Annotated in this window: 19 protein-coding genes; 11 read left to right on the top strand and 8 right to left on the bottom strand. The window is 55.3% G+C overall.

What is annotated here, in order from left to right; all coding sequences use genetic code 11:
- Positions 1 to 65: 65 nt before the first annotated feature.
- Together pfkA and A3850_RS09670 are read left to right on the top strand one after the other, a co-directional pair.
- Positions 66 to 1,052 (top strand): 6-phosphofructokinase, encoded by a 987-nt coding sequence (gene pfkA, locus A3850_RS09675; RefSeq protein ID WP_082921734.1) that lies wholly within the window; start codon positions 66 to 68, stop codon positions 1,050 to 1,052.
- 150 nt (positions 1,053 to 1,202) lie between these two features.
- A complete protein-coding gene (locus A3850_RS09670; protein WP_068219634.1) occupies positions 1,203 to 2,351 on the top strand; it encodes a hypothetical protein in 1,149 nt (382 codons plus the stop codon).
- 130 nt (positions 2,352 to 2,481) lie between these two features.
- Here the strand turns inward: A3850_RS09670 and A3850_RS09665 are convergent, their stop codons facing one another.
- The 4 genes from A3850_RS09665 to A3850_RS09650 all read right to left on the bottom strand — a co-directional run bounded on the left by A3850_RS09665 (position 2,482) and on the right by A3850_RS09650 (position 8,534).
- On the bottom strand, positions 2,482 to 4,050 hold the full coding sequence (locus A3850_RS09665) for a T9SS type A sorting domain-containing protein (protein WP_068216004.1): 1,569 nt from the start codon (positions 4,048 to 4,050) through the stop codon (positions 2,482 to 2,484).
- Positions 4,051 to 4,176: 126 nt separating this feature from the next.
- Complete coding sequence (locus A3850_RS09660; RefSeq protein ID WP_068216002.1) at positions 4,177 to 5,019, bottom strand: hypothetical protein; 843 nt, start codon at positions 5,017 to 5,019, stop codon at positions 4,177 to 4,179.
- 37 nt (positions 5,020 to 5,056) lie between these two features.
- A complete protein-coding gene (locus A3850_RS09655) occupies positions 5,057 to 7,894 on the bottom strand; it encodes a PD-(D/E)XK nuclease family protein (RefSeq protein ID WP_157501031.1) in 2,838 nt (945 codons plus the stop codon).
- 259 nt (positions 7,895 to 8,153) lie between these two features.
- Entirely contained in the window at positions 8,154 to 8,534 is a 381-nt protein-coding gene (locus A3850_RS09650) for an START-like domain-containing protein (RefSeq protein ID WP_068215998.1), read from the bottom strand.
- Positions 8,535 to 8,786: 252 nt separating this feature from the next.
- On the opposite strand from A3850_RS09650, the gene A3850_RS09645 reads away from it, so the two are divergent.
- The 4 genes from A3850_RS09645 to A3850_RS09630 all read left to right on the top strand — a co-directional run bounded on the left by A3850_RS09645 (position 8,787) and on the right by A3850_RS09630 (position 12,350).
- Positions 8,787 to 9,656, top strand: a complete 870-nt coding sequence (locus A3850_RS09645) for an RNA polymerase sigma factor RpoD/SigA (RefSeq protein WP_068215996.1) — start codon at positions 8,787 to 8,789, stop codon at positions 9,654 to 9,656.
- A 124-nt stretch (positions 9,657 to 9,780) separates the two neighbouring features.
- A complete protein-coding gene (locus A3850_RS09640; protein WP_068215993.1) occupies positions 9,781 to 10,311 on the top strand; it encodes an RNA methyltransferase in 531 nt (176 codons plus the stop codon).
- Between the two features lie 129 nt (positions 10,312 to 10,440).
- Positions 10,441 to 11,091 carry a cytochrome c oxidase subunit 3 gene (locus A3850_RS09635; RefSeq protein ID WP_068215990.1) on the top strand — a complete coding sequence of 217 codons (651 nt, stop codon included), beginning with the start codon at positions 10,441 to 10,443 and terminating at the stop codon, positions 11,089 to 11,091.
- A gap of 86 nt (positions 11,092 to 11,177) precedes the next feature.
- Entirely contained in the window at positions 11,178 to 12,350 is a 1,173-nt protein-coding gene (locus tag A3850_RS09630) for an MFS transporter (RefSeq protein ID WP_068215988.1), read from the top strand.
- 95 nt (positions 12,351 to 12,445) lie between these two features.
- On the opposite strand, the gene A3850_RS09625 is transcribed toward A3850_RS09630, so the two are convergent.
- Positions 12,446 to 12,874 (bottom strand): VOC family protein, encoded by a 429-nt coding sequence (locus A3850_RS09625; RefSeq protein ID WP_068215986.1) that lies wholly within the window; start codon positions 12,872 to 12,874, stop codon positions 12,446 to 12,448.
- Between the two features lie 85 nt (positions 12,875 to 12,959).
- Here A3850_RS09625 and A3850_RS09620 point away from each other — a divergent pair, with 85 nt between their 5' ends.
- The gene (locus tag A3850_RS09620; protein ID WP_068215983.1) at positions 12,960 to 13,703 is read left to right on the top strand and encodes a hypothetical protein; all 744 of its coding nucleotides are present in this window, start codon (positions 12,960 to 12,962) and stop codon (positions 13,701 to 13,703) included.
- 42 nt (positions 13,704 to 13,745) lie between these two features.
- Here the strand turns inward: A3850_RS09620 and A3850_RS19515 are convergent, their stop codons facing one another.
- Together A3850_RS19515 and A3850_RS20180 are read right to left on the bottom strand one after the other, a co-directional pair.
- Complete coding sequence (locus A3850_RS19515; RefSeq protein WP_076639937.1) at positions 13,746 to 13,886, bottom strand: DUF2256 domain-containing protein; 141 nt, start codon at positions 13,884 to 13,886, stop codon at positions 13,746 to 13,748.
- A 2-nt stretch (positions 13,887 to 13,888) separates the two neighbouring features.
- Positions 13,889 to 14,059, bottom strand: a complete 171-nt coding sequence (locus A3850_RS20180) for a DUF6435 family protein (protein ID WP_157501029.1) — start codon at positions 14,057 to 14,059, stop codon at positions 13,889 to 13,891.
- Positions 14,060 to 14,342: 283 nt separating this feature from the next.
- Here A3850_RS20180 and A3850_RS09615 point away from each other — a divergent pair, with 283 nt between their 5' ends.
- Positions 14,343 to 19,187, top strand: coding sequence for a translocation/assembly module TamB domain-containing protein (locus A3850_RS09615; RefSeq protein WP_068215981.1), 4,845 nt, complete (start codon positions 14,343 to 14,345; stop codon positions 19,185 to 19,187).
- Positions 19,188 to 19,204: 17 nt separating this feature from the next.
- Here A3850_RS09615 and A3850_RS09610 read toward each other — a convergent pair whose 3' ends face one another.
- Positions 19,205 to 21,340, bottom strand: a complete 2,136-nt coding sequence (locus A3850_RS09610) for a hypothetical protein (protein ID WP_068215979.1) — start codon at positions 21,338 to 21,340, stop codon at positions 19,205 to 19,207.
- A gap of 308 nt (positions 21,341 to 21,648) precedes the next feature.
- Here A3850_RS09610 and A3850_RS09605 point away from each other — a divergent pair, with 308 nt between their 5' ends.
- The 3 genes from A3850_RS09605 (at position 21,649) to A3850_RS09595 (ending at position 26,576) form a co-directional block, all read left to right on the top strand.
- Positions 21,649 to 22,428: a PAS domain-containing protein gene (locus tag A3850_RS09605; protein ID WP_068215978.1), complete on the top strand. Its 780-nt coding sequence runs from the start codon at positions 21,649 to 21,651 to the stop codon at positions 22,426 to 22,428.
- A 668-nt stretch (positions 22,429 to 23,096) separates the two neighbouring features.
- Positions 23,097 to 24,374 carry a pitrilysin family protein gene (locus A3850_RS09600; RefSeq protein WP_231915304.1) on the top strand — a complete coding sequence of 426 codons (1,278 nt, stop codon included), beginning with the start codon at positions 23,097 to 23,099 and terminating at the stop codon, positions 24,372 to 24,374.
- A gap of 126 nt (positions 24,375 to 24,500) precedes the next feature.
- Positions 24,501 to 26,576 carry an insulinase family protein gene (locus tag A3850_RS09595; RefSeq protein WP_068215976.1) on the top strand — a complete coding sequence of 692 codons (2,076 nt, stop codon included), beginning with the start codon at positions 24,501 to 24,503 and terminating at the stop codon, positions 26,574 to 26,576.
- Positions 26,577 to 26,626 lie beyond the last annotated feature (50 nt).

Genomic DNA, 26,626 nt, shown 5'->3' with positions numbered 1-26,626 from the left:
ATTAGCTTTTACAACGGCGGTGGCTTTTATAGCTTTGCGGCTTCGCCAATCAGATACTCTGTACCATGGATAGAAAGGACATTCGCCGCATCGCCGTATTTACCTCCGGAGGGGACGCCCCGGGCATGAACGCCGCGCTGCGGGCCGTCGTCCGCACGGCTGCCTGGAATAAACTCCACGTCTACGGTATCGAGCGGGGTTACGAGGGTATGATCGACGGCCACTTTAAGCGGATGGAACGGCGCGACGTTGCCAATATCATCCAGCGGGGCGGAACGGTACTCCGCACGGCGCGCTCCAAGCGCTTCATGACGCCGGAGGGCCGCGCCCAGGCCGCCGAACACCTTAAGGCATACGACATCGATGCCTGTATCGCCATTGGTGGTAACGGTACGTTTACGGGCGCCAAGGTCTTCAGCGAAGAGCACAACGTTCCCTTCATCGGCGTACCCGGTACGATCGATAACGATCTTTTTGGCACGGACTACACCATTGGTTTCGATACGGCCGTCAACACCGCCATCGATGCCGTAGATAAGATTCGGGACACGGCGGATAGCCACAACCGCCTTTTCTTCGTGGAGGTGATGGGCCGCCACTCCGGTTACATCGCCCTACATACCGCCATCGGGTCGGGTGCTTCCAGCGTACTGATTCCCGAGGCGCAAACGAATCTGGAGGATCTTAAGAACGTCCTTAAAAAGAACAAGGCCCGCGGCAAGCTCTTCAGCGTGGTGATTGTCGCCGAAGGGCACCCCATGGGTGGCGCCGCCGGCATTGCGGAGCGCATCAAGGATGAGTTAGCGAGTATGGAGCCGAAGGTCACCGTCATCGGCCACCTCCAACGCGGTGGTGCCCCGACGGCGCTGGACCGTCTCCTGGCCAGCCGCCTTGGGCACGCCGCGGTTAACCGACTGCTAGAAGGGGAAGAGAACGTAGCCGTGGGGATCGTAAATGATCTCATCACTACCTACCCCTTCGAGGACAGCATCTACAAGGAGAAGAAGCCCGAATCCAAACTCATCGAAATGGCTTCCATCCTGGCCATTTGATTCAGGACGTTTGGCGGGGGAATTAATGTAGACTTAACCCACGCGGCCGAACGTACGGTTACTTTTGGGGGATTATTTACTTAGGCTCACTAGCCTATCCTCTTCCGCTACCCCAGAACTTTCGTCTTTATGGATCCCTCTTTGATCATCATGTGGCTCGGCTTCATCCTGGCCGGCTACGCCGTTGTCGGTAATGATTCCATCCAGACGCTGGGTACCTTTTTGTCTTCCAACGAGGAGAAGCCGTGGTGGGTCCTGTGGCTCTTCGCGGGTGGCATCCTGGCCTTTACGCTGCTCTGGGGTTGGCACACCTACGATGGCGACGTGAGTTACGGCCGCCTGGCCAAGTACGCCTTCGTGGAGGATATGCCCTGGCCCTACCTCCTGCCGCCACTGGTGCTCATGATCCTTACGCGGACGGGCATTCCGGTAAGTACCTCCTTCCTCGTACTGACTTTCTTTAAGCCCAAGGGTTTGTACGACATGACGATGAAGTCCATTCTTGGCTACGCGCTGGCCTTTTGCGTGGCCATCCTGGTGTGGCAGTTGATTACCCGTCTATTTGATAAGAAGTTCATTAACAACCCCATCACGCCCGGCGAGAAGCGTACCTGGACGGTGTTGCAGTGGGCGTCCACGGGCTTCCTTTGGGGCCAGTGGCTCATTCAGGATTTCGCCAACATCTACGTCTACCTGCCACGCGCACTGACGCTGACGGAAATCCTGGTTTCTCTAGGTATCCTTCTGACGATGCTGGCCATCATCTTTTACAGCAAGGGCGGCAACATCCAGAAGATCGTCAAGCAAAAGACGAATACGACCGACATCCGCTCGGCTACTATCGTTGATTTCAACTACGGTCTGATCCTGCTTTTCTTCAAGGAATTCTCTCAAGTACCAATGTCCACTACCTGGGTCTTCCTCGGTCTGCTGGCCGGCCGGGAGATTGCCATTCGCTACCGTTTGGAGTTGGACAAGGAGCCCAGCGACCTCGCCCGGGCAAAGAGTTTCCACTACGCCGGTTTAGGCATGAACGTCGTCCTCCTGGCCCTCATCGGTTACGTGGTTTACCTCCGGGACAAAGTGCCCGATGAAATTATCGTCGTGATGGCCGTCGCGATGATCGCCCGCGCTGCCATCGCTTACTACGAGACAATCCCCGGCCGCCTCAACATCAAGGATGCGTTCAGGGACATCGGTCGGGATCTGGCTAAAGTCTCCTTTGGTCTGGCCGTTAGTATTGCGCTGGTCTTCGTAATGCGCTTCCTCATCACCGGTAGCTTTGCCGGAGGCTTCTAGTAAGGACACCTCAATTGTTCCCCATCAAGGATAGTGCACCTTTTATCACGTAGCGTTAGCTGGGCGCTGGCGCGGGTGCAAGGTTTGGTGGGCAAGCAAACAGGACCAATTGGCTTAGCCAGGGACGGAATTATTGCTTAAGGACCCGTCTGACGACTACGCCACCGTCCGCATCTATAAGCCGGAGGAAGTAAGTACCCTTCGGCAAGTCTCCCAAACCTTCAACGTTGATTTGGTTGAGACCCGCCGCTACGCGCTCCGTACGCTGCTGTACCCGCTTGCCGGCTACGTCGTGCAGGCTGATACGTAACTCTCCACCGGACCGGGCGTAAAAGTCTACTTTAAAGGAATGGGTAAAGGGATTTGGGGCAGTGCGCATATCCGTCAAATTGGTGGTGGAACGCGTGCTTGACGCTTCTCCCAGCGCTCGGTCCGCCGCGGAAAAGAAGAATTCACTGAATGAGGTAACGACGACGTCAACGTAGTATCCACTGCCGTAGCGGCCCGCATCTTCAAAGCTGGCGATGACGCCTCCGCCCGTGTACTCGGCGGAACAATCTCCGGTGGCCACTTTCGTAACCCCGAGTTCGGAGACGCTTGCGATATTGTTTTCCATCAGGAAAGCATCCACCGCGGCCTGTGTCAGGTAACTCCTCACGCGGACCGGCCCCGCAGGTTGTACCGTGGGGTTAATGCTGATGTTCCGACCGAGGTAAGGAAGGTCATTCGGCCCGAAGAGGCGGGCACCAGCGGCGTCCTCGAAGTAGCTGACGTCCACGACTCCCAGCGGCTGGGTATTTTCGATGCTGACGATCACCTCGCCCTCCTGGTTCAGGACGTCTACGAATGCATTGGCCTGGCCCGTCCCGTCCAGGGTGATCGATTCGGCGGCGATACAGCCCGTTTCATCCGCGACCGGCAGGATTTCTCCGGCGGCCCCGATCTCGAAGACCGCGTATCCGTTGGTCCCGGCAGTGTAGACCCGGAGGTCGTACTCAAAACGGTTCTGCGGGTCCTGATTGACGGGAATATTCTCCAGGGTGATATTTACCGTCTCACCAGGCAGGCCGGCCCGGCAGGCGACGAGGGTGTCCTGCCGCTCGTCGTAGATCTCGACAACCAGGGCGGAGTCCGTACCGCTCACGGGATCAACCGTGAAGGTGTACTTGGGCCAAATGGGGCTGAAACTGTACCAGACGTCATCGTCCGCATCACCCCCGCAGGGCCCGGCTGGGTTTCCCTGGTTGGTGGCCGCCAGGGTCGTCCCCGGCACGGGATTATACCTGGTGCTGGCGCTGACGAAGTAGTTAAAGCCTCCGTCGCGATCGTCGAGCAGTGGCGGGCCGTCGTCCTCAGTGGTGAAGATCAGCCGATTACTGAAAGAGCTCACCTCCGCTCCACAAATCGCCTGGATGTTGACGCGGTAACGGGTCGCCGGTTCAAGGCCGTAGAGGATGATCTGTTCGTCCGGCCCAAATTCGTAGGTCGTATCCGGGCTGATGATCGGGTCGCGGAAAGCGTCGGCGGAAAGCACCACACGGTAGCCCGTGGCCCCGGCAATCCGGGTCGGGCGCAGGGTGGCAAATCGTTGATCTTCGGTGGCCGAGCTGCCCAGGGAGGGGGCGGCACACTGCGCTGTCAATCCGCCTGCGGAGAAAACCACTAGCAATGGGAGTAAGACGAAGTAAAACTTGTTCATGGGTACGGGTTTGCCCGTTCATGCACAAATTCACCCCAAACGTTACGGGTTTGGTCCTGTTTTTTCACCCTTTTTCTCCGCACCCGCGGCAGCGCCCAAATCAACGTAGGAAGGAACCCCAGCCAATTATTTATCGGCCTTGCCTAATTTATGTAACGTCTTTTTGATGCGCCTCGCTTTCCCCTTTTTGATGATGGCAATTGCGAAAATTTGCGGATCTTCTAGCAGTGGGGTGGCGCCTTCGTCACGCCCGAAGCCGGCAACGACCATTCCGTCGGGGCTATTGGCCGCACCGATCTCTTCGTTGCCCAGGTAGCTGATGTGGTCGCGGTGGGTATCGGGCGTAGCCTGGAGCATGCCGAATACGTAGCGAGAGTCGTCCTGGCCGAAGTACATGAGTTGGTGGTAATCGCGGTGGGTGCCACCGGTAAAATGGTCCGGAATGGCATAACTCGGTGGCGTCAGGCCAGTAGCCCAGTAGGTGGTCTTGGGCTGGTAGCGCCCACCGGCCGGGCCTTCGTAGAGGAACCAGTACTTTTTGCCCGCAGGCACTTTGGTGACGGCGAGAATGGCCCCCTTCCTGGTGAAGGACCAATTCCAGGCCCACTCCCCGCTCAGGGTTTCGGTATAGATCTTGCCGTCCCGTAACTCACTCTTGCACTTTTTGTGGCCGGGGTGCCCCGCACCGTCGTCGTCTCCCCGAAACACCAGGTTGGGAACCCCACGGTAGCTGGAGGCCGCCGAAGCGGGATACTCGCCCCAGGGCGTATCTCGGTAAGCCACCCAATCTGCCCCCGCCGGGTCGATGATGCTGGAAAAACCACCGGCCACCGGGTCATAGAGATAGGTAGCCGAGCGTGTTTCTACCTTGAGGTGGAGACGGCCGAGGTGAGTCACCTCAGTAAACTTTTGAGCGGTAGCGGAAGAACTAACCAAAAGCAGGCAGAAGAGGAGCAGGAACGTACGCACTGAACGGAGTTTTGCGAAGGAGATGGATAAAGGTGGATTAACGGACGAGGCCAATCAAAGACTGGTAATCGTCAAAGCGGGAAGTGTCGTTTTCCTGTTCGAAAAGATCCTCCCAGGCCAGTTCGCGGTAAAGGTCATCGAGGTGGCCGGCGGTCTCGGCGCAGCGTATCTCCAAATCACCGTTGCGAATGAGTTCCCAGCGCCAGTTGTAAGTGTTGCGAATCTTGCGGAGCGTTTCTAGCTGGACGCTATTTGCCTCCTCGTCACCCACCGTTTCTGCCTGGCGGAAGGCGACCTGATTGCGGGCCAGAATCTTTCCGAAGCGGATCAAGAAGTAGGCGGTATGGACGCGGCCGGGTTGCCGGTGCAACAGGGCTCCATCCTCATCAGCCATCTTATTTTGGGCGATGAAATCACCGTAGAGCGCCAGCTGGACGTCGCGGGCGTTGCGCAGCAAGTTCTGGAAGAGCCCCTTCCCCTGCCATTTCAGATCTACCACGGCTACTTCGTGGATGCCGTTGGCCTCCCGGCTCAGGACCAGATCGGCGCGGCCGTGCAGTTGCTGGCCCATCGCTTCCAGATCGCCGTGCACATATTCCTCGGAGCCACGCACCAGCCAACCGTTCTCGCGGATGGCGTAGACCAGTGACCAGGCGGATTTTTTCATAGTCCGGATGAACTGAATTCGTTCTGGTTCCTGACCGTACTGTAGCAGGACGGCACCCTGATTCCGGAAGAGCCGATCGGCGTTGGCATCGATCCACCCATCTACCTCGCTACGGGTCATCCGGTTACGGTCGCTACCAATTTCCTTAAGTAGTTGCTCAATCAAGCGGTGGGCCAGGTTACCGCGGAGGCGCCCTTCGGAGGCGATGCGAAGAATTGGCGTCCCCTTCAGCTTTAGGGCGTGGCGGAAAACGTATTTGTGCGGGTAAAACATAAAGTCCTCTACCGAAGTGGGGCTTTCCTTGTCACGTTCCGGCAGATCTCGCAAGCGTTCCACATGGAGGTGAGGGACGGGGCCTTCCAGTGGATGCAGCGGCACGTCGGCAAAGACCGGGCAGTCCAGGCCGGGTATTTGCTTGGCGCTGGTCGTCTTGTCAATGTCAATGGTAATTCGTTCGAGGGATCCTTCGGGGAAGGCCGCTTCGAGATCGCCGAGTAGTGGGTGTGGCTCGACTTCGGCGCCATCTACTCGGTCCGGTAAGCACAGCACGAGTTGTTTCCCGGCGTTAAGTACCGGCCGCATTTGCTGCCAATTGGAGAGGGCATTTTTAGTATCCGGCCCGTTGATGGCAACGTTTAATTCCGCCAGGTAGGCCACCTCGGGAGGATAGTAGCGGCTGAAGAAATAGTCCGGTTCGTTTTCGATGAAGTCCCACCACAGCACACTTTCCACACCGGGTTCAGTAGGTAGAGTTGCCGCTGACGCAGGTGCAAAGATGGCGGGCAGGGCGCCCTGCTCTTCGGGGCGGAACTGAGCGGGAGCGGGCTCGTAGATCGTCCGGACCAAGCGTTCGACGGAGAGGTAGTTGAGACCGGTTTCGGGCTGCGCATCCAATAGTTCGACGGCACGCTGGGCCTGGGCGTAGAGGACGAGCAGGCCGGCGTAGTCATCCGCGGGCCGTCCGTCGCGGGTGTCCGCGTCCCGGCGCTCCTGCCGTTCTTCACGGGCCCATTCGCGGAGTTGGAGGAAAAGGAAGCGGAGTTGAAGTTTGGGGACTGTTTCTTCCCGGCGGTACCGGCGGCGTTCGAACCACATCTCGTACTGGTCGCGGATCTGCTTGAGCTTCTTGGTGGAGTACTTCCCACGAGCTTGTTCGGCGCGGAAGAAGCCTTCGATCATGGCGCGCCAGCGGGGCCCGAACATCCCCGGCGTATCGGCCAGGAAGACGGCAATTTTCTGGGCCAGCCGGTAGTGTAGCGGTTTGCTTACGAGACTGACAAACTCCATGATCCTTTCAACCTCAATCGGTTCCCAAAGGAATGCCGTGACCAATTTGAGTACCTGTAGCGTTGGCCGGGCGAGGGAACTCGAGGGGACGCCCATGCTTGGTAGCCCTTCCATCGTGATGGCGTTATCCAGCGTTTGGTTGCGGACCGTCAGTAACGCGGACGGGCGCCAGCTTGGGTTCTCTCGCAGCGTACGGGCCAGGTAAGCCGCTAAGTGGGTCTCCCGCTGCGCGCGGAGGATGATCAGGCTGCCGTCGCCACGCAGGGATGTGTCCGCTTCGGTCGGTGCTCCCCCCCGCAGATGGCGTTGCCAGCGGTGGAGGTCGCTATTCGTGGCGGGGGCCGCAGGTTCGGGTAACTGAGCGATGGTATCGCCTACGGCTTCTAAACCGGTCAGCAGCCGCTGCGTACCGGGGGGTAACAACTCGCGGGGTTCGTTGAGTAACACGTGCAGGCGCGGATGGCGATCCTCTGGAAGGGCAGCAATGAGGCTGCGGAGACGATCGGCCTGGCCGGGTAATAAGTCCAGGTCATTGGAATCATCCAGTAGGATCCTTTCTAATTCTAAGGTAGTACGAATTCGTTCTGGCACGGCCTCCGTGGCTTCCGTTAGCAGGTCGAAGCCGCCGTCTAGCAATTCGTCGCGCCGGGAGAGTAGTTCTTCGGCGGTGGCCAGTTGGTCGGCCCGGAAGGTCTTTGCGTAGAAGGGTTCCCGTTTGGTCTGCGCCTCGTGCACGGCGATGACCTGTCGGTACTGCTCAATGCGCAGGGCAGATCGATTAATGGAGGGGGCACCCAAAGCGTAGAAGGACTCCAGGTAACGGAGAAGGATAGCGGGGCTGTAGGTAGGGATATTAGCCCGACCCGAGAGCAGACGAGGTTCGCCGAGCGTCAGACCAAGAAGAATAGTAATGCGGGGCATAACGGTTCTGGGTTGCCCTTCCGCGCTGATGCTTGCAATTTGCAAACGGACGGAAACGGGTTGTTTGGGCAATTTAGCCGTTAAGCAATAGCCCACCAAATAAGTACTTGCCCTTATCCATTTTAGGTAGCACGAGCGTGCTTACCGCTCGCTACCAATCCACCACGCAGTATCCAGTGGTGGGTGATGATGCCAGCGAGGAGTCCTGGTAGTGAAAAAAGATTTAAACGGTTCAAGGATGATGGAAGCGGCGTGGCGCTTACCCACCCATTTCCGCCTTCATGCGGGCTAGCTGCGTCAGCCAGAGGGCGCGTTGATCTTCCACCTCGTCGTCGTCCGCAAAGTCGGTGACGTGTACGATGGTTTCGCCGGTAACGGGGCTTTTGCTGATGCTGAAGTCCAGGTATTCATCGTCGTCCTCTGCGTCTTCCCACGCGAAGCGGACGGTTTGCCCTTCCTTGTCCTCGATGAGTTCAGCGATTTCGGCGGCGCCGTTCCAGACGAAGGTGTAGGTTTGGTCCATGATATCTACTTCGTCGCAGAACCAGCGGGTGATGCAGGCGGGGTCCGTCAGAAACTGATAAACCATGTTGGGGGAAGCGCGACAGATGAATTCTGAAGTAAATTTAATACGGTCCATGTGTTGTTTTGTGGGGTGTTGTCTACCCGAAGAGAGATAGCCCCGGGGTGGGGGCAATTAAAGTATAAAAGGTGAGACTACCAAAAAAACTAAATCACCCAACTTAAGCCGCTTACATGCTGTTGTTAAATAGTTGTTTGCTAGTAGCCAGTCATTTGCCCCTTGACTGCCATTACTATTCCCCGTAATTTTGCGCCCCGAATTCAACGCCTAGGCCCTCCGGCCTAGCCTACTCAAAACGTAAGGTCATATATGAGACAGTTAAAGATCACGAAGTCGATCACGAATCGCGAGAGTCAGTCACTGGAGAAATACCTCCAGGAAATTGGTAAAGTAGACCTGCTGACGCCCGAGGAAGAAGTCGACCTGGCTAAGCGTATTAAGCAGGGCGACCAGATCGCACTGGAGAAGCTGACCAAAGCCAACCTACGCTTCGTCGTATCGGTAGCTAAGCAGTACCAGAACCAGGGTCTTTCCCTTTCCGACCTCATCAACGAGGGCAACCTCGGCCTCATCAAGGCCGCTCAGCGTTTTGACGAAACCCGTGGTTTTAAGTTCATCTCCTACGCCGTTTGGTGGATTCGCCAGTCCATCCTGCAGGCCCTGGCCGAGCAGAGCCGGATTGTCCGTCTCCCCCTCAACAAAGTAGGTAGCCTCAACAAGATCAACAAGGCCTTCAGCCGCCTGGAGCAAGCTTTCGAGCGGGAGCCCAGCAGCGAAGAACTGGCCGGTGAGCTGGAGATCAACGCCTCCGAAGTAGAGACAACCCTCTCCGTCGCCGCCCGCCACGTTTCTATGGACGCGCCGTTTGTGGAAGGTGAGGACAACAGCCTTTTGGACGTCCTGGCCAACTCCGCCACCCCCGGTACGGACACCAACCTGGAATACAAAGAATCTCTCCGCCGCGAGATTGACCGCAGCCTCGGCACCCTCACGGAGCGCCAGTGTGACGTCATCAAGTTGTACTACGGTATTGGAGTCGAACACCCCATGTCCCTCGAAGACATTGGTGAAAAGTTTGGTTTGACGCGGGAACGCGTGCGCCAGATAAAGGATAAGGCGATCAACAAGCTGCGCGGTACGAACCGCTCCAAGCTGCTGAAAAACTACCTCGGCCACTAGTAATCAACTACTAGCTTGTTAATCGACAACATTGAAATGGGATGTTCGCTTACCGGCGTTCATCCCATTTTACGTTTGCGCCTTCGTCATAATGGTTTAGCCGCGTAATCCTGATCTTTACCCCATGGCCCAAAAGAAATCAATGGCGGAGTTGGAGCGCCTTTCCCCGACGGAATACGCCACCGCGCCCAAGATTCCCGTCTCCCTGGTACTGGATGACATCCGTTCGGCCAACAACGTAGGGAGTATGTTCCGCACGGCGGACTGCCTGGCCATCGAGCACGTCTACCTCTGCGGAATTACCGCTACCCCACCCCACCGGGACATTCTCAAGACTGCGTTGGGCGCTTCGGCGTCCGTAGCTTGGTCTTACCATGATAACGCTACCGAATTGATCCAGGAACTCAAGGCAAAGGGAATAAAGACCTTCGCCGTAGAGCAGACCCATGGATCAATTCAGCTACGACAATTCAGGGCGGAAGGCCATAGCCCGCTGGCCATCGTCCTCGGTAACGAGGTACAGGGGGTACAACAAAGCATCATCGACAACTGTGACGGTTGCCTGGAGATCGAGCAGTTTGGGACCAAGCACAGTTTTAACGTGGCCATTGCCGCCGGATTGGTGCTCTACGAGTTGAGCGGCCAACTGCGATAGCGCACCCTTCCTGGCCGCCCGTAACTACAATTGTGAATCGGCTGTTCCTTGACCGTAAGCAGACTCAATTTTCGCAACACATCCCGGCTCCGTGGGTTAGGTAAGCCTAACTACGCGTGCCACCCAACGATGAAAGACGAACGCCCCTACGAAACCGCCCACCTTACGGCGGAGGACCCTACGGAAGACAACTTTGCCTTTCACCCCAAGAACGTTTACCTGACGCTGGTACTCTTCAGCCTAACGATGTTGTTTCTAACGATGACGGCGGCATTTGTGTATACGCGGGTGCAATCCGACCTGCCACCCATCAAACTGCCCCTCCTGTTTTTGGTGAACACGGCCATTTTACTGGGGAGTAGTTACACGATGATCCGCGCCAAGAAGGCCTACCTGGCGGACGATACCAAGGGGTATACCAATATGCTGTGGGCGACGATGGGCCTATCCTTCTTTTTTCTGCTCATGCAGTGTATTGCCTGGTACCAGTTGTTCGCCCAGCAGATCTACATCACGTCGGACAATTCTGCAGGCTACCTCTACGTAATATCTGGCCTTCACTTTGCGCACGTGATCGGGGGTATCCCCTTCCTGGGCGTCTTTCTATACAAGGCCCGGAAGTACATGAAGGAGCCCGTCAGCGTGCTCGTTTACTTTTCGGACCCGGCCAAGCGTCTTAACCTGCGCTTGCTGACGATCTACTGGCACTTCCTGGACGGGCTGTGGATCTACCTCGTCCTGTTCTTCTTCATCAACCAATTGGTGTGGCAGTTTGCTTGATGGCGGTTGGAGGCCTGCCCCCGAAAGTCTCATCAAACAGTATTTAAAGCGCACGACTTAGGTTTCGGCGGGGTAATTTCGTGGCCATGAATAGCCTCGTCCGCATCCTGAACAACCCCGCTTACCTGGCTCCAGCCTGGCTGTACACCTCGCTGAACATTGTAATTTCTACGTGGGTGCTGTACGTCCCCGGCGTGAAGGACCGCCTGGGCCTCGATGACGGGCAAATCGGGCTGGCGCTTTTCTGCTTTTCCATCGGTTTGGTGTGCGCCATTCCCCCTTCCTCGGTGCTTTACCGAATTTTTGGTTTGGGCCGGCTCACCTTCCTATCAGTCGTTGGATTTGCTTGCTTGATGTGCTTACCGGTCATCGCTCCAACCTACGTTTTGCTCTGTACGGCCCTTTTTTGCTGTGGCCTATTTTCTTCCTTGCTGGACATTGGCATGAACTCCATCATCTCCGAACTGGAGGCGCGGGATGAAGTGAACATCATGTCTGCCGCCCACGGATTTTTCAGCATTGGGGGCGTCATTGGCGCCGGGCTGGGGAGTTTGCTATTGGACGTGTTCCCCGCCCCGATCTACCATTTCCTGACGGTCGCAGCGCTGATTTTCATCAGTCACTTGATTGCCTTCCGCTACTACGGTGATATCAAAAGCCGGGAGGCGGACCGGGGGGAAGAAGGGAAGTTTAAACTCTCGCTCATCAAACCCTTACTCGGGTTGACGGTGCTGGCCGTCCTAATTATGGGTAGCGAGGGAGCGATTGAGCACTGGAGCAAGCTTTACTTCCTGGACGTGATCAGTATCTACTCCGATAAGATCGCCGGGTTTGGCTACGTGGCCTTCTCCATTACGATGACGTTGGGTCGGTTCTTTGCGGATGGTATTTCCGAGCGGATCGGGCCTTACAACATCATCATCGGTGGCTCACTGATCTCAGCCGTCGGGCTCAGTTTTGTGCTGAGTGCTTTCTTCTGGCCGGCGCTCTTCGGATTTGCACTCGTGGGTCTGGGCTTTTCGGTGATCGTCCCCGAGCTGTTTCGGCTGGCCGGTCGGGCGAAGGGCGTCAGTTCCGCGGAAGGGATATCCGTAGTGGCGGGGATGGGGTACGTAGGTTTTCTGGCCAGCCCGGCGATTCTGGGGATGATCTCCGACTTCGCCTCCCTCCGCTTCAGTTTCGGGGCCATCTTTTTTGCGGCGCTGGTGACGGCTACCGTTAGTTTCGTCCTTAAACGGAGGAACCAACGAGCATCCTAAGCTGCTCTTTTCGGTTACTGACCGGTCCCCTTTAATCCCTTTACCTGGCACCTGCGGCAGCGCCAGAAATTAATTGTGGGCGGAGCAAGACCAGCCTAACCGTTCAGACTTTTGGCGAAGAGACGAGAGATATCCTTGAAGGCCTTGAACTCCAGCGCATTGCCGGCGGGGTCGTAAAAGAACATCGTGTACTGCTCACCGGGCAGGCCCGTGAAGCGGACGTAGGGCTCGATCTCAAATTTCACGCCGTGGCTGCGTAGCCGATCGGCAAAGGATTCGAACTGTTCCCATTCAAGGACGACGCCGAAGTGAGGAACGGGGACGTGTTTGCCATCTACCTCGTTGCGGTGATCCGGGGCCTCCTTCTTCGGAGCGAGGTGGGCGACGAGTTGGTGGCCGAAAAGGTCAAAATCGATCCATTCCGTATCAGTGCGGCCTTCCGGGCAGCCGAGTACGGTTCCGTAAAAGTGGCGCGCGGCTTCGAGGTCATCCACGGGTGCGGCGAGGTGAAATGGCTGGATCATGGTGAGAATGATTTTATGGTAACTTTGCCCAACAAATGTAGCTTTTTGCTGCAACGTCTTCGTTAGTTATACCCTTATACTGCCAATGAGAATTCTCACCCACAACCAGATTGGCACCCACCACGCAAACCATAATGATGACTCCGTTGCAGTAGCCGAACTTAGCGACCGCCACCACTTGATCGCCATCGTGAACGGTACGGACGCGGGCGATAAAGGATACTTTACCGCAGCACTCATTGCCACCCTGCTCGAGAAGATTGCCGGAGAATTTGCCCTCAAGAATTTTGCCGAAAAAAGTTCTCCTACTACGGGTGAATTGCTACGGGAAACAATGGCTATGCTGTTGGAGGAATTGAACACCCTCCGTAGCTTACTGAACCTCAGTCAGGAAGCGCTCCAACTCACCGCGACGGTTGGTGTGCTCGACGAAACGGAGCGCAGGGCCGAACTCGTGGTGATCGGTTCCGGGATGGTATCCTGTGACGGCGAGACCATCGAGATGAGCCAGTACGCAACGCCGGACTACCTGGGAAACCACCTGAACACGGAAGAATTTACTAGCTGGTGGGCGGGCCACGACAAACGCATCAGCTGCGAGAATTGCCTCGACCTGGCCATTGCTTCCCTCGGAATTTTGACGTTTGAACCCTTTAGCCACGACCCGTATAAACCGGTCACGGAAGACGAGATCATCACTTTCCTGTTGACGCAGCGCAACGACGGCCCCGTGGAACAGATGTTCCGCCGAAAAATCATCTACATCGAGGAGAAATTTGGTCTACTGGCTACGGATGATGTCTCCGTAGTGCGCGCTTTTTTCCTGTAGTTGATACTACCGAAGCGTCCTTCAGCTTAGCAAGCGCCGTACTTACTTCCCCTTGTTGCGGCGACACTTCTCGCTGCAATACTTGACGTCTTCCCAGACCTTTTCCCACTTCTTGCGCCAGGCGAAGGGGCGGCCGCAGACCGGGCAGATCTTCTCTGGCAGGTTGGGTTTCTTATGCGCCACGTCTACTTATTGCTGAGCTCTACGATCTTGTCCATGACCTTCTCCGCTTCATCAAGTTTGGCGGCGTAGCCTTTCAGGTCCCCGTTGCGCTGGAGGGACATGGCTTCTTGCATCAGCACTTTGTGGCGCTTTTCGAGGTCTTTAGTAGGGTTCTTCTTGAAGAAATTAAACATGGTTGGATAGTTTACCCGCCTAACGTCGGGTGGCCAAAGTGGTTCTCACACTGCGGACATGGGTAATAGATCCAGAGACACTTCAGCAGGTCAAGCAGGCAGATTGGGGGTTGCTCTGATGCTGGACATTAAAGTCAGTTAAGAGCAGCGCCGCCTTAGATCATTTGCGGTACCCGTCCCGTTATTCCGTTGCAAGTAGGTGTCCTATTTCACCAAACGTATGCCTTATTCTTTGGTGAGCCCCGTAGCTGGTGGTACGCGCCCTATTTTCGCAGACTGAATAATGAAGGAAGACCCCACTCCCACAACTACGCCCCCCTCGGAGGCTCCCCGCCAGAAGCGGAGGGGCTGGTCGGTGGTGCGGAAGGTAGTCGTGTGGTTCGTGCTAGCGGTCATTCTTCTATTTCTGTTGTTCCAATTACCGGCCGTGCAGCACGCGCTGGCGGACTTCGTTACCCACCGCGTTAGTAAAACACTGGAGACGAACGTCACGGTTGGCAAGGTGCGTCTTTCCTGGTTGGACCAACTGACGATTGAGGACCTCTTCGTTGAGGATAAATACGGAGATACGCTCCTCTACGGTGGCAGCCTGGAAGCCGATTTCGACTTTCTCTCGGGCCTGGCCATTGAAAAGATCACCATCCGCGACACGCGGTTTCAGATCCGACGAGATCTCGGTGATGCGGAGACCAATCTCACCACGGCGATCAACAAACTCTTTCCGGCCAACCCCAACAAGGAAAGTAACCCACTCAACATCAGGCTTGACCACCTGGATCTGTTCAACATTAACTTCGTCCAGAACGACAGTGTGAAGGGACAGCGTTTTGATGCCTCCCTCACGTCTGGCGTCATCCGGTTTGATGCGTTGGACTTACCCAATAAGGAGCTGCGGATCTCGGACATGGAACTGCGGGAGCCCCGCTTTACCCAGACGTCCATCCCTCCCAATCCACTTCCGGAAGCCCTGATCAAACTTGACAGTATGGTGCAGGCGGCGGATTCCAATGCCCTGCGCATCCTCGTTAACAGCGTAGAGGTGATCGACGGCGCCTACACGCTCAATAATTACCGCAAGGAGCCGATCGCCAAATCGGACATCTCCGCCGTTGACTTTGCCCGTCTCGGAATGTCCAATATCGATCTGGAGTTGATCGACGTGGACTTCCAGGACGGTAATTTTTTGGGCGCACTCAAGCACCTTTCCCTCGAAGAAAAGTCCGGCTTCGTGCTGGACCGCCTGAGTGTGCAGGATCTCAAGATCACCCCTACCGAACTTCAGTTGTACGACCTCGACCTGGTGACGGCCCAGAGTCGGCTATCCGATTCACTCCGGTTCCGATTTAGTAGTTGGGATGACTGGATCGAATTCAACGATGAGGTACGCATGACCGTCAAGGTGAAGCAGAGCCGGGTGGCCGTGCGGGACGTGCTTTACTTTGCCCGCAAGTTGCGGTTCAACCCCTTCTTCCGGGATAACCGTGGTAGCCAGATCTCCATTGCGGGAGACTTCAGTGGCAAAGTCAATAACCTAAGGGGACGGGACGTGGACCTCACGCTGGACCGTAATACCCGCTTCGTCGGCAGCTTTGGTTCCCGTAACCTGGCCCGGCCCGGTTCGGAATCCCTCAACCTCGATCTGCGCCGGCTGACGACCAATGTATCTACCATCCGCAGGTTGATCCCGACGCTGGACCTTCCCCCCAACGTAGACCAACTGGGCAACCTGCGGCTCTCCGGCCGTTTCGATGGCTTCTTCACCGACTTCGTAGCCACGGGCCAACTGACTTCCGAGATCGGGGCGGCCGACTTTAACATGGCCCTCGTGCTGGACGACAACCGGCCCGCCACCTACAGTGGTGCCCTGGCCCTCAACGAATTTGACCTTGGTGCCTGGACGGGTAATGAGGAGTTCGGCAAGGTCACCTTTACCGGATCGGTCAACAACGGCGTGGGGCTGGAACCGACGGCGGCCAGCGCGGATCTTGCGGCGCGGGTAGCCAATTTTACGTTCCGGGGCTACCGCTACGAAAATGCCCTCATCGACGGCCGGTTGGAAGAGCGCTTCTTCAACGGGAGCCTCGACATATCGGACGATAATATTGACCTCAACTTCCTGGGGCGGATTGACTTTCGTGATACCATTCCCATTTTTGACTTCGACGCATCCATCAAACAGCTGGATCTGTTGGCGCTGAACCTCGGCAACAAGCCGATCACGCTGGCGGGTAATATCGACCTCAATCTACTGGGGACGGACTTCAGCGAAATGGAAGGAACCGTACTTCTTGACAGCTTCAATATCCTGTTGGACACGCTCGACATTCCTATCGACCGATTTTCCGCCGCTTCGAGCTTCAACTCCGATGGGGCTAAAGTCATCGACATCAAAAGCGACCTTCTGAATGGGCAAATCATTGGCCGTTTTGACATTGAGGAGGTTACTACCAGTTTCACGCGCTACCTCACGGAGTACTATCCGGACTGGACTTCACGCCTCAAAATCAACCCGCCACGCCGGGTGCCGGCGCCGAATCGGTTTAGTTTTAACCTGGCCATCAGTGACTCCCGTGGGCTGAATCGGCTCATCGCCCCCACCCTGGGCCCCTTGCGCGACATCAACATCGAAGGGCGTTATGATGGCTTTTCGGATGAGCTTAAGGTAGCCCTATCCGGCCCCTCCTTCGAGTTTGGTGATATTCGTACTGGGCAGTTCCTCGTCAATTTGACGGGCAATCAGGGTGAAGCGGAGGTGGACGTGGCCTTTGATTCCACTTTCGTGAAGGGCCGCCACCTACTCAACCTCGTCAAGCTGCAGAGTTTGATCGATAATGACCAGCTTACGTTCGGGCTTTCCTACGGTGCGGACGCCGACAATAAACTACTGAGCCGCATCAGCCTCGACGGCACGTTGAGCCTGCCCGACGAGCAGAATTTTGAGTTGCGCTTTGGCCAGTCCGACATCGAGATCTTCCAACAGGTTTGGACGACAAGACCGGGGAATTTCCTGGTATTCGGCCCGGACTACATTGATACCAAAAATTTCTCCTTGCGCAGCGGTCGGCGCCAGATCGAGTTAAATAAGTACGGAGATAAAGGCCTCAATTTGGAATTCCAAAATTTGGATCTCGGCCTCATTGATTCCCTTTGGAGCTACGAACCGCTGGATTTCAGTGGAGACATCGACGTCAACGTATCCGTAGCCGACGTCTTTCGGCAACAGGGTATTAAGGCAGAATTGCGCGCAGATACCTTCCGGATGAACGGTGATGATTACGGCATCCTCCGCGCTGATTTGCGGGCCGAGAACCCTAAAAGCCAGGTCGATGCTTACATGACCCTCACGCAGGATACCGCGCAACTCATCACCAGTGCTCGGTACAATTTAGCTGACCTGGTAGATAATCCGGCGCTGTCGCAGGTGCAAGGTTATTTGGATATGGACGTCGACATTGCGGGTTACCCACTGCGTTTGGCCCGGTACTGGGTGGGAGGATCGGTCTCCAATATTGAAGGCGTTTTTGACGCCCGGCTCGGTGTAAATGGTCCCACTAACAAATTAGACGTAGGCGGCTACATCGAAGCCTCCAACGGTGGAATGACGATCGACTACCTGAAGACCCGCTATACTTTCGACCGGAACCGCGTACGGATCAATAACAACCTCTTCGACCTCGCCGGTGGCCAATTAAAGGACCGTTTCGGTAACGTCGCTACCCTTAGTGGAGGGGTCACTCACGATCGGCTAAAAAACCTGGGCCTCAACGCCCGGATCGAGACCAATCGATTCCTCGCCCTTGAACTGGCCCCGGGCGATAATCCCCTCTTTTTTGGAACGGTCCTAGGGCAGGGCTTCATCAGATTCACCGGAAACTTCCGGCAGACGGATATCTACGTAAATGCCACCGTGGGGAGGGACTCCAGACTGAGCATCCCCGTAAACTACAGTAGCACCGCCGGGCCGATGGACGATATCCGCTTCGTTAATCGCGGGGTGTACATCGATGAACCAGTCCGCCAAGCCACCGAGCCTACTGGCGTCAGCCTCAATATGGATTTGACCGTCACCGAACAGGCCGTCGGCGAAATCATCTTCGATGAAGAGGTGGGAGACATCCTGCGTGGGCAGGGAAATGGCAACTTATCCCTCAACATCCCGCGTGACGGGAACCTGGAGATGTACGGGGACTACAACATCACGCAGGGAAGTTACCTCTTCACCTTCCAGCGTTTCCTCAACAAGGAATTTTCCGTTCGGCCGGGCGGGAAGGTGACCTGGACGGGAGACCCCTTCGAAGCTACCCTTGACCTAGAGGCCGACTACGAAAACCTGAGAACGCCCATCCTCAACTTCATTCAGGAATACCTCACGACGAACGCAGACCAAACCGTGTTGACCAACGCTAGCCGGGCTACCGACGTCGATCTTACCCTCAAGCTGAAAGGGCTATTGACCAAGCCGGACATCAACTTTGACCTGGCCTTCCCTAACCTGGATTCTCAGTTACAGAATTACGCGAACAACAAACGCCAGCAATTACTGCTGGACCAGAACGAACTGAATCGCCAGGTTTTCGGCCTAATCGTTGCGGGGCAGTTTCTGCCGTCGGATTTATCATTTGGAGTTTCGGATGCGGCCATCAACACGCTGAGTGAATGGTTCTCCAACTACTTCAGCTTGTTGATCAATAATCTCGTGCAAAATGCCTTTGGGGAGGACGCCTTTATCTCAGGCTTCGACTTCGACTTTGCGTACAACTCTTATCGCAACACCTCCATTGCGGACGGTGCGGACGGGCGGAGCAGTGCTTTCGGTTTCACCGTCAGTCGGGATTTTAATAACCGCTTGCGGATCAGTAATGACCTGAACGTATTTAATAACAACCAGCTGGGTGGCCTCAATTCCTCTAACACCTTTATTGGTAACGATCTGGCCATAGAATACATCCTCAACGATGCCCGGACGCTACGTCTGCGGTTCTACGAAAGGATTGAGCCGGACATTGTGAGCGCGGGCCGCCTGGAGATCGGTACCGGTATATCCTGGCGTAGAGAATTCGACACCTTTAAGGAGTTCTTCGCCTCACTCAGGCGGGACCGTAAGCGAAAGGAGCGGGAGGGCAGATAGACAGATTGGCTCATGCTTTACACCCCAAATAGTCGTTTCAATTCCGCGTCGGGAGATCGCCAGATCTGGTAAGCATCCAAATTCACTATTTCGTAGCCAACCGTTGCTAGCATCTCCCGCCTAGCACCCGCGGCAGCGCCCCCTGGTAACTGGCCATCGGGCAGATAGACCGTCTTCCTTCCGGATGTTTTGCTCGTGATTACAAGGGGCAAAAAAGTATCGCGCCAGGGTTCGTGGGCCGCAACGAAGTCAGGAAAATCACGGCGGCGCAGGTAGCGGGCAATGGCCTCGGTGAGGGGATGCGGATCGGGCAACGGGATGCTAAGACGACGCCAAAGTTCATTACCAATGGCCGCCATTTCCGCGGAATCGAATGGGGTAGCCATGGCGGCGGAGGCAGCGCGAATGAGGATAGCAGCCAGAAAGTCTGCCGATAACCCGTCGCTCAGTAACGCGGAAGTGACCATGGCATCGGACCAGTCATGGTATAAAGTTATTCCATTTCGATCAGTAAAAAGCTGTTCCCAGTTACGCAAAAACCAGTCGCGCTCGTCGGGGCTGAAGTTATTCGGAAGGGTGATCTCAAGGCTACTACCCTTTACGTTTAGATCACCCGATAGCGTAGCTACCCGACCGTCGATGGCAATGACTAAAACGTCCGTTTCAGTAGCCGCACCGGTCTGCCACTGCGGCGCGAGGTGATGGTAATAAGGTTGAACGAAAAACAGGGTGGCGGAGGGGGAACCGGCAATGGATACATGAGGGGCGGTTACCTCCGAAAGTGGGAAAGCGCAATATTGATCGGGAGCTGGTGTGGCCGAGCCGGTGAAGTCGACCCGTAAGTCCGCTGGGCGTTCGGGGTGCTCATTTAGATCAAAGACTTCTCCCGGTATTATTGCGTTGGCCTTTGGGTCTTCCGATTGACCGGCCTGGGGCTGCGTCTCCCGGTCGAGACACCGCTCGAAGTACCAGGCCGTGAAGGCAGGTTCCCACTGCTCCTGGGGCAATTCGAGCAGGGGAGCTAAGATGCGCCGCAGACGAGCTGGTTGAGCGTACCAAAAGGTTTGCCGTTCGTAGAAGGCTGGGAACTTGGGCAGGTGGGTGCGGGTCGTCCGTAATTGTTCCACGACGCGCTCCAGGATGCCCAGTTGCCGGGGCGTCGTGGCGGCGCTGGAAGTGCTGAGGGGGAGTTGGTAGAGCCCCACCTCGTCGAGGCTACGCAAAAAATCTTCCAGCCGTTGGGCCAAGTGGCGCAGGTTTTCGGATACCGCGACATCACGGCTAACCGTTTCCGGGCTTAGCGCAATGGCGGTTTCCCTCAAATGGCGGTCTAGCTGATCAATGGTGGCATTGTGGGCTTGCCATTCCGGGTCGAGCAGGACGCGATAGCTACGGATATCCTTTCCCTTTGGTGCGGCGGAGGGAGAGCGACTGGCGGCGGATTGATAAGCCTGTAACTGCTGGAGCCAATCGTTGAGAAAACGCTTCCGCTTTCTCCCCTCTAGTTGGGTAGCTTGGGTTAGTTGCGCAGAAAAGGCAGACAGTTCAGCAGCGTTCTGCCGGATAGCTTCCCGGGCCGCAAAACTTCCTTCGCGAGCGTGTCGGTTGATGGCCGTTAGGTAATCCTGTTGTAGTGCCTCGCCGCTGGCAATAAAGGCGGCAACCTGTTGTTGGATGAAGGTGGCAGCTTCGGCGGCGGATTGGTGGCGAAAGAAGCCAGTGTTCAGGTTACCGAGCCCCTGAGCGCTATCCGAGGCAGCGCTGTATTTCCGGGCGGCTAGTTGGAGGCGGTCTTTGAGGTCGAGGTACTCGGCGGCGTCAAAGGTAAAGCCTTCAGTATCCAGAAAAGGACTGAGTAAAAGGGCGGCGGAGTTGCGGCCACTCTGCAGCCAAATGCCTACCGTTTCACTAAAGGTATACTGCCCGAAAACGGTCCTCCTAACAACGACGCTGGATGGCCTATCCTGCATTTGCCTCAGTTCACCAATGCGGTAGAAGGCGCGATCCCTGGCCGTGGCATCAAAGTGGTTAATGCCTACCTGTTTACCGTCTGCGACCGCCTGACTGATAATTTGACAGAGCCACTCTTCCTTACCCAATCCCCTGAAAGCAAAATTGTCAGCGTGAGGTTGAGGATTGGGGTAGACAACCATAGATCGGGTTTAGGGAGAAAGATATTCGTGGCTAAACGCGTAAAGAAGCATTCAACTTTTCATACCTTTGTAATGTTGATTACATACTAGGTTGCGACAAAACTAGTCTTTTGGCTAAAAATTTTCTTTAAATCCGCTTCCTTATTCTTTGCTTTTGCGATTTCCTGAGTGCCCAGCCTCCTACCCAGTGACTTGCCCGATCAAATAACCGTATCTTTAGAGGGACCACGTGGTCATTCTTTAGCTATTCTTCTTTTCGCACCGATCTTTGCTTTGTAGCGTAAGTGAACGTCACACCACCTCTCATCATGAACTATGTTGCTACAATTTTAACGGACGCCAAGCAATCCATACTCTGGGTCAATAAAGACTTTGAGTACATCACTGGCTACGAACTGCACGAGGTACTGGGCATGAAGCCCGGCCAGGTACTTCAGGGCCCCGGCACGGAACCGGACGTGGTAGAAAGCATCCGCAAAGGTCTCGCTAGTCGGGAATCCTTCAAGGAAACCATCACCAATTACCGTAAGAACGGTGAGCCTTACCTGTGCCGTCTCGTCATTCATCCCATCTTCGACAAGCACGACGAACTCGTCAACTTCCTTGCTTTCGAGGTAGATCACGGCCGCACGCCCAACGACAGCGAGATCTCGGTAATGAACCTGGACCACCGCTACCGGACGAGTAGCCTACGGGGCGCTACGGAGGTTCGCCTCTTCGAACGAATCAAATCAATCGTTCAGGCGGAAAAGCTGTACCTCGACGCTAACCTGACCCTGCGTAAGCTCTCCATCCGTCTCGATACCAATACGAAGTACCTGAGCCAGGTGATCAACCACTACGGCGACTGCAATTTCCTGAGCTTCATCAATAACTACCGGATTGAGGAGGTCAAACGGCAGATTGATCGGGGAGACTACTACAACCAGACGTTCTTCGGCATTGCCCAGCGTTCCGGCTTTAAAAACAAGAGTACCTTCTACAAGGTCTTCAAGGACTTTACGGAACTCACGCCCAAGGCATACGCTGAAGAAATGGAATTGCGCCGGGCGGCTACCGGTAGCCCCAGCCGTTTGGTAACGGAGTAATTCCTCCCCAAATAATGGCTTAACGCTTTTTTAATTCGCTAAGCATCCGAGCGCTTCTATCCATCAATTTGGGTAGAAGCGCTCCTGTTTTGACGGCAAACGTTAAAATTCTTTAGCGATGAATGTCAAGCACCTGTTGGTCGTTTCGATCGTTAATGCAATTCCCAGCCACCAAAATGGAATTTAGGTGCATCTTCTTAACTCATTTTAAGAGTTGACCAACGAAGCCGCTCCTCCCCTACGTCTATAGAGCAGGCGGCGGCAAAAGTCCAAATGGTAACCCTAGATTTGAGCCAACGCACCGTAAAAGATATTCTTTAAAGTCCAGCAATAAGCACCCGTTTTGACGTCGATTACGTCGCAGCAGAGAAATGAAACAAACACCGAAACCCTTTTTTGAGACCCTTTTGCCTTGCGGCGGAAGGGTTTTCTCTTTGTTGGTCGGTCGCCAATGGCATTTTGGTCGACTTATTGTGCGTGTACGTAGGGTTTACCGGGTGTATTTCCAACCCAAAGGCCCAAAACACGTTGCTCTATTGTTCATGCTTCTACCTCTTGGAAGGTGGAACACTCATTAACCCGTTAACGACTCAACCACTAATCAACCACTCCTTATGATTTTACAAAAATGCTGTGGACTATTGTTCGCTTGCCTAATGGTAACCGGAATGAATGCCCAAAAGACGAACATTGAGTTCACCAAGTACGAACTCGATAATGGCCTGAAGGTCATCCTGCACCAAAACCGGTCAACCCCCATCGTTGCCGTCTCCATCATGTACGAAGTAGGTGGTAAAGATTCCTTCGAAGGCCGGACGGGATTCGCTCACTTCTTCGAGCACCTGCTATTTGAAGGTTCGGAAAACATCACTGAACGTGGCCAATTCGCTAAATACGTAGAAGATGCTGGTGGTGTACTCAACGCCAATACCAGCCAGGACCGGACTTACTACTATGAGATCCTCCCCAGCAATCAATTGGAACTGGGCTTATGGTTAGAATCCGAGCGTCTCCTTCACGCTAAGGTGACCCAGGAAGGCGTAGATACGCAGCGCGACGTCGTGAAGGAAGAGCGCCGCCAACGGATGGATAACCAACCTTACGGTTCCCTGCTCTACGAACTGTTCAAGCACGGCTTTACGAAGCATCCCTACAAAGATCCCAACATTGGCTACATGAAGGATCTGGAGAGCGCCGAAGAGAAGGATTACAAACTCTTCTACGAGCGCTACTACGTGCCCAACAACGCGATCCTCTCCATTGCCGGAGATATTGACATTAACGAAACCAAGAAATTGGTAGAGAAGTACTTCAGTACAATCCCCCGCGGCGCCGAGCCACCCCGTGTTACCATCGTGGAGCCGCCACTAGCCGGTGAAGTCCGCGATACGGTGTACGACTCCAAGGCTCCCCTACCCGCCCTCGTGATGGGTTACCGGACGCCGGAGCGCAACCACCCCGACTATTACGCCATCAGCCTTATGAATCAAGTACTGAGCTCCGGGCAAAGCTCCCGCCTCAATAAAGTATTGGTGGACGAGAAGCAGGTCGCCGTTCAGGCGGGCACCTTCCCAAGCTTCACCCAGGCGCCGGGCCTAGCTATTGCTTTTGCCATCGTCAAGCCGGGTACCGACCTGAAGATGGTCGAGGGGCTCTTCGATACCGAGGTAGCGAAACTGCAGAACCAACTCATCAGTGAGCGGGAGTTCCAAAAGCTGAAGAATAACGTAGAAGTGGACGCGATCAGCGGTTACGGCTCCATGTCCGGCATCGCCGAGAGCCTTGCTGATTACGAAATGTACCAGGGTGACGCCAACCTGATCAATACTGAAACAGAGCGGTTTAACGCCGTCACGCGCGAGGACATCCAGCGGGTAGCGAAGAAGTACTACAACAGTAATAACCGCGTCGTCCTGTACTGGATGCCGGGAGAAGCGTCTAAGTAAGTAGGCAAGTTGTAAGTAGCGAGTTGCGAGTAGTACTCGCTACTTGATACTTGCAACTCGATACTTAAAACTCGCAACTCGACACTCGCTACTCCAAACACTTTCAATAACGATTACAACTAACAAATGAAGAATATATTTAATGGCTTTCTTGCCCTATTACTGTGCACCTGCGTCAGCGCCCAAATGACCGCGCAGGAAGATTTCCGCAAAATGGCCCCGAAACCAGGGGAAGCCCCGGAAATACAACTCGGCGATTTTCAGGATTTCACACTGGATAATGGCCTCCAGGTCGTTCTCGTGGAAAACCACAAGCTGCCACGCGTGAGCTACCAGCTCTACATCGACGTGCCACCGCACTTAGAGGGTGACTACGCCGGTGCCTCCGGTATGATGGGCGATATGCTCCGCCGGGCGACCTCCACGATGACCAAGGAACAGATCGACGAGAAGGTCGACTTCATTGGTGCCAGCCTCTCCACTAGTGGAAGTGGCGCTTACGCAGCAACCATCTCCAAGTACAAGAATGACGTCATCAAACTGATGGCTGACGTTGTGTTGGACGCCAAATTCCCGGCTTCAGAATGGGAGAAGGTAAAGGATGACGCCCGCGCCGGTCTCAAGAGCCAACTGGGTAACCCCGATGCCATCGCTAGCCGCGTACGTCGCGTACTGACCTACGGTGAAAACCACCCCTACGGTGAGCTCATGACGGAAGAGTCGCTCGAAAAGATCGACCTGCCCATCCTCGAGGAATACTACAACACGTACTTCGTACCCAATCGCAGCTACCTCGTAATGGTGGGTGACCTCACCCGCAGCGAAGCGGAGATGATGGCCAAAAAGCATTTTGGTAGTTGGAAATCCAAAGTTGTTCCCGAGCCGGACTTCCCCATGCCCGCCGCCCCTGAGGGTACGACCGTAAACTTCGTTCCTCGCGCCGGTGCCGTACAGTCCAACATCGTAATTACCTCTCCGGTAGAGCTGGAACCGGGAACTAAGGAAGCTATCCGTGCCGACATCGTGAACCGCATCCTGGGTAGCGGCTTCAACGGCCGTTTGTTCCAGAACCTACGGGAGGACAAAGCCTACACCTACGGCGCCTACTCCAGCGTAAACGACGACGAACTGGTGGGTAGCTTCTCCGCTAACTCCAGCGTACGCTCCGAAGTGACGGATTCCGCCGTGATGGAATTTATGAATGAACTCCGCAAGATCAGTTCCGAGCCCGTTACCGCCGAGGAAATGGCCCGCACCAAAGCTCAGTTGACCGGCTCCTTCGGCCGCGCACTGGAAAGCCCCCAACGCATCGCCAGCTACGCGTTGAACACGGTACGTTACGGTTTGGACCGCGACTTCTACCCTACCTACTTACAAAAAGTAGAAAAGGCCAGCGCTAACGATTTACTGGAAGTAGCCGAAGATGTAATTCGCCCCAACAACGTCCACATCATCGTGGTCGGCGATAAGGCGGTTGCCGATAAACTGGCCAAATTTGCCGCCAGCGGAAAGGTGAACTACTACGATGAGAACGGCAAAATGGTAGACATGGCCGCCATGGCTGCGCCGACCGATGTCTCCCCGAAGGACGTCATCATGAAGTACGTTGACGCCATCGGTGGCAAGGATGCACTGGCCAAGGTGAATAACTACGCAATGGTCATGGAGGCCACCATCCAGGGTATGACCATGAAGCAGACCATGTATAAAGAAGGTGGGCAACTCTTCTCCAGCCAGACCGAAATGATGGGCCAGGTCGCCGCCGACCAGCGTTACAACAACGGGAAGGCGATGATGATGCAACAGGGCCAAATGATGCCGGAGAGCGACGAGATCACCAACGCCATGGCTGAGCAGGCCGCCCTGTTCCCCATCGCTGAGTTCCTGAATACCCCTGATATTTTGGAGGTGAGCGGCATGGAGAAGATCAACGGTAAAGACGTGATCGTCATTTCTGCTAAAAAGGCGAGTGGGACTAGCCAGCACTACTTCGACGTAGAGAGTGGTCTCCAAGTGCGCTACGTACAGCCCCAAGGTCCGGTTACGGCTACCTTTGAGCTGAGTGACTACCGCGAGGTAGGTGGCGTGATGTTCCCCTACTCCATGGAAATGACCGGCGTTGCCCCATTCCCCATCGAAATGAAGGTGACCGACGCAAAAGTCAATACCGACATCGACCAGTCGCTGTTTGAGATCAAATAATCCAAACAGATTACAAGGATCTGATTCCAGATTGCAAAGCCCCTCCCTTC

The organism is Lewinella sp. 4G2, from assembly GCF_001625015.1.
Lineage (GTDB): Bacteria > Bacteroidota > Bacteroidia > Chitinophagales > Saprospiraceae > Neolewinella.
This window is presented reverse-complemented; position numbering and strand designations above follow the sequence as displayed.